The 2,668-nt window shown below is 53.3% G+C and carries 5 protein-coding genes and 2 pseudogenes; all 7 read left to right on the forward strand.

The features are described 5' to 3' along the window. Positions 1–310, forward strand: a pseudogene (locus B9Z54_RS25945) (hypothetical protein); the annotation flags it as partial. After that, positions 252–374: pseudogene (locus B9Z54_RS26775) on the forward strand (DUF975 family protein); the annotation flags it as partial. The pseudogenes B9Z54_RS25945 and B9Z54_RS26775, both read left to right, overlap by 59 nt. 18 nt (positions 375–392) lie before the next feature. Next, positions 393–578 (forward strand): hypothetical protein, encoded by a 186-nt coding sequence (locus B9Z54_RS25950; protein ID WP_240190058.1) that lies wholly within the window; start codon positions 393–395, stop codon positions 576–578. Positions 579–643: 65 nt separating this feature from the next. Next, positions 644–760: an NAD(P)-binding protein gene (locus tag B9Z54_RS25955; protein ID WP_240190059.1), complete on the forward strand. Its 117-nt coding sequence runs from the start codon at positions 644–646 to the stop codon at positions 758–760. A gap of 146 nt (positions 761–906) precedes the next feature. Continuing rightward, positions 907–1,572, forward strand: a complete 666-nt coding sequence (locus B9Z54_RS21880) for an FAD-dependent oxidoreductase (protein ID WP_240190060.1) — start codon at positions 907–909, stop codon at positions 1,570–1,572. A gap of 72 nt (positions 1,573–1,644) precedes the next feature. Beyond that, on the forward strand, positions 1,645–2,058 hold the full coding sequence (locus tag B9Z54_RS21885) for a DUF1877 family protein (RefSeq protein ID WP_113930477.1): 414 nt from the start codon (positions 1,645–1,647) through the stop codon (positions 2,056–2,058). Positions 2,059–2,104: 46 nt separating this feature from the next. Next, on the forward strand, positions 2,105–2,608 hold the full coding sequence (locus B9Z54_RS21890) for a GNAT family N-acetyltransferase (protein ID WP_113930478.1): 504 nt from the start codon (positions 2,105–2,107) through the stop codon (positions 2,606–2,608). The last annotated feature ends 60 nt before the right edge of the window (positions 2,609–2,668 follow it).

The raw sequence follows: 2,668 nt of genomic DNA on the forward strand, positions 1-2,668 counted from the left end.
TCCGACGTTTTACGGAGCGAAAGCAGACACGCTCCTCGTCACTGGATTCGTGTTGATTAGCAGTATTCTCGTTTCGTTCATGCTTTACCCGATTGTGGTTGGCTATCACTGGGTGTTGTTGGATACAGTACGAGGACAAGGCACACAATTCAGCGATCTCTTTCATCCGATGCGAAGACGGTATGACAAACATTTTAGCGGCCACGATTGTATTGACGGTGTATCAATTATTATGGAGCCTCCTCTTCATCGTGCCTGGGATTATCAAGTATTTCTCATATGCGTTCACGTACTTTATTTTGCGCGATGAACCGGAGTTGTCGGTGCGAGAGTCCATCACGAAATCACGTGACTTGATGCGCGAACAGAAATGGGATGCGTTCAAACTGATTTTGCCGTTTATACCGATATACGTAATCGGATTGACACTCTTCTACCGTTTCGATTCTGTCCTACTCGCTGCCTCATCCTTGTTAGTGGCGACGGCACTCATCCGCCCGTTTGTCGTCAGCCGGTTCGCCATCATGTATGAAGACGCGCGTCAGGCGTATGACGAGCAGTGGAACCGATCGGCGTGAAGCGCATCGAGACCGGCGGCACCGCTACGGGCATGATACAATTTTTCTGAAAGAGGGGGATACAGATGAAATTTGGAATCATCGGGGCCGGGCTGAGCGGGATCATCGCAGCACGCGAGCTCGTGCGCCACGGACATACGGTCGAACTGATTGAGAAGAGCCGGAGCGTCGGGGACGTCTAGCGACACGCCGAATCGGCGACGGGAAAGCCGATCATGGTGCCGTCTACTTCACCGTACGCGGAGAGGCACTCGAGCGAGACGTCGCTGACTGGGTCTTACGCGAATGGGTCCGCGTCTGGTACGCCGACCCGTATCCACGATATATCGTGGTCGATGGCATGAACGCCTTGGCCAAACGATTGGCCGACGGATTGACCGTCCATTTGAACGAGCGGGCCGAGGAGGTCACGATAGGAGATGATAAGGTCAGCGTCCAAACGGATGTCACGACGCGGCACTATGACCGCCTTCTCATCACGTCACCATTGCCTCAGACGTTCGAGTTGTTGGGCGAGTTACCGGTCGACGCGGCGTTACGTGAACTGACGTACGCCCCGACGTTCGTTGGCCTATTCGAGGTTGCGAGCGGCACAATGATTGGAGAAGATGGCATCCTAGACGCAGAGTTGGCGTCAGGGTTATTGAAAGTCATCAACAACCGTCAAAAAGGTATCTCGGCGACGGAAATTGTCAGCGTCTATATGGATGAGTCGTGGAGCGAGGATTGGTACGAACGGCCGGATGAAGAAACGCTTCAAGAGATTGAGCGGCTGCTGACAACAGTGACCGGAACGGCGGCGATTCAATCGAGACAGTTGAAACGGTGGCGCTATGCCCAGGCGACCGACGTCTGGCCCGAGCCGTTCTATCAAGTGAACGACCAAATTTATCTGGCCGGTGACGTCTTTCTCGAACCGGACGACGCCGCGGGCCGAACGCGATTCGAGAGTGCGTACGTCTCAGGACTCCGCGTTGCCGAAGCGATACGCTAAACCTTCTTCGGAAGGTTTTTTTCATGCATACGCCGAATAGTCAGACATACGAATTGGAGAGGGGAATCATGGATGGGATTGGTTGGCGCGTATATGCGGGTATCGGAGGATGAGTTGGCGGGAGTGCTTCTCGATTCGAATCAAGTTGAGGAACTATTGGACGACGAGGAGCGGCAAACGGATATCGACAAGGCATGGCATGGCCTCTACTTTTTATTGACCGGGGAGACGGACTTAGACGCGATTGACCGCCACTCGCTCGGAAAAGCCGTGTTCGGCGGAGACGTTATTGACGAGGAGACAGGAATGGCGTATTTGACGTCAGCCGAAGTGTACGATTTGGCGGAGCGGCTCCACTTCATCGAACTGAGTGCGCTCGAAGCACGTTATGATGCGGCCACGATGAACGAGCAAGAACTGTATCCGTTTGAAAATGGATGGGGACCAGAGAAAAACTGTATTTGCTCGAACAGTTCGACGAGCTGAAGCGTGTCTTCAAACAGGCGGCACGAAATGAGGAGGCGCTGATCACATGGGTCGGTTGAGCGTAAAGGCGATCCGTCTTCAAGATGAGGTGTTGCTGTACGCGTTCGAGTGCGAGAATCGTACGTATTTCGAGCGTTACGTCCCGAGCCGAGGGGACGCGTATTATGAACCGGAATCGTTCCGTCAGGCGTTAAAGCGCCTCTTGACCGAACAAGCGAACGGAGTTGGCTACTACTATTTGATTTGGTACGACGACAGAATCGTCGGGCGCCTGAACGTCCATCATGTGGATGACGAGACCGGGGAAGTCGGTTATCGAATCGGGGCCGAATATGGAGGTCGCGGATACGCCACGGCGGCCCTGCAGCAATTGCTCACATTTGATTTGCCTAAACTCAATCGACTGATTGCCGAGACGACGACTGATAATGTCGCGTCCCAACACGTTCTACGATGTGCCGGCTTTGCTCGTGAGGACGAGGTGCGGCAAATGGAATGGGAAGGACAAATCCTCACATTCTATACCTTTACGTATCAAAACGACCGATGAGGAGCCTACTTCGTCGGTCGTTTTATTTGACGGCATCTAGTTTAGGACATAAACTATTTT

It is taken from the genome of Bacillus sp. P14.5, from assembly GCF_003316765.1.
In the GTDB taxonomy this organism is placed as follows: domain Bacteria; phylum Bacillota; class Bacilli; order Bacillales; family Bacillaceae_B; genus Rossellomorea.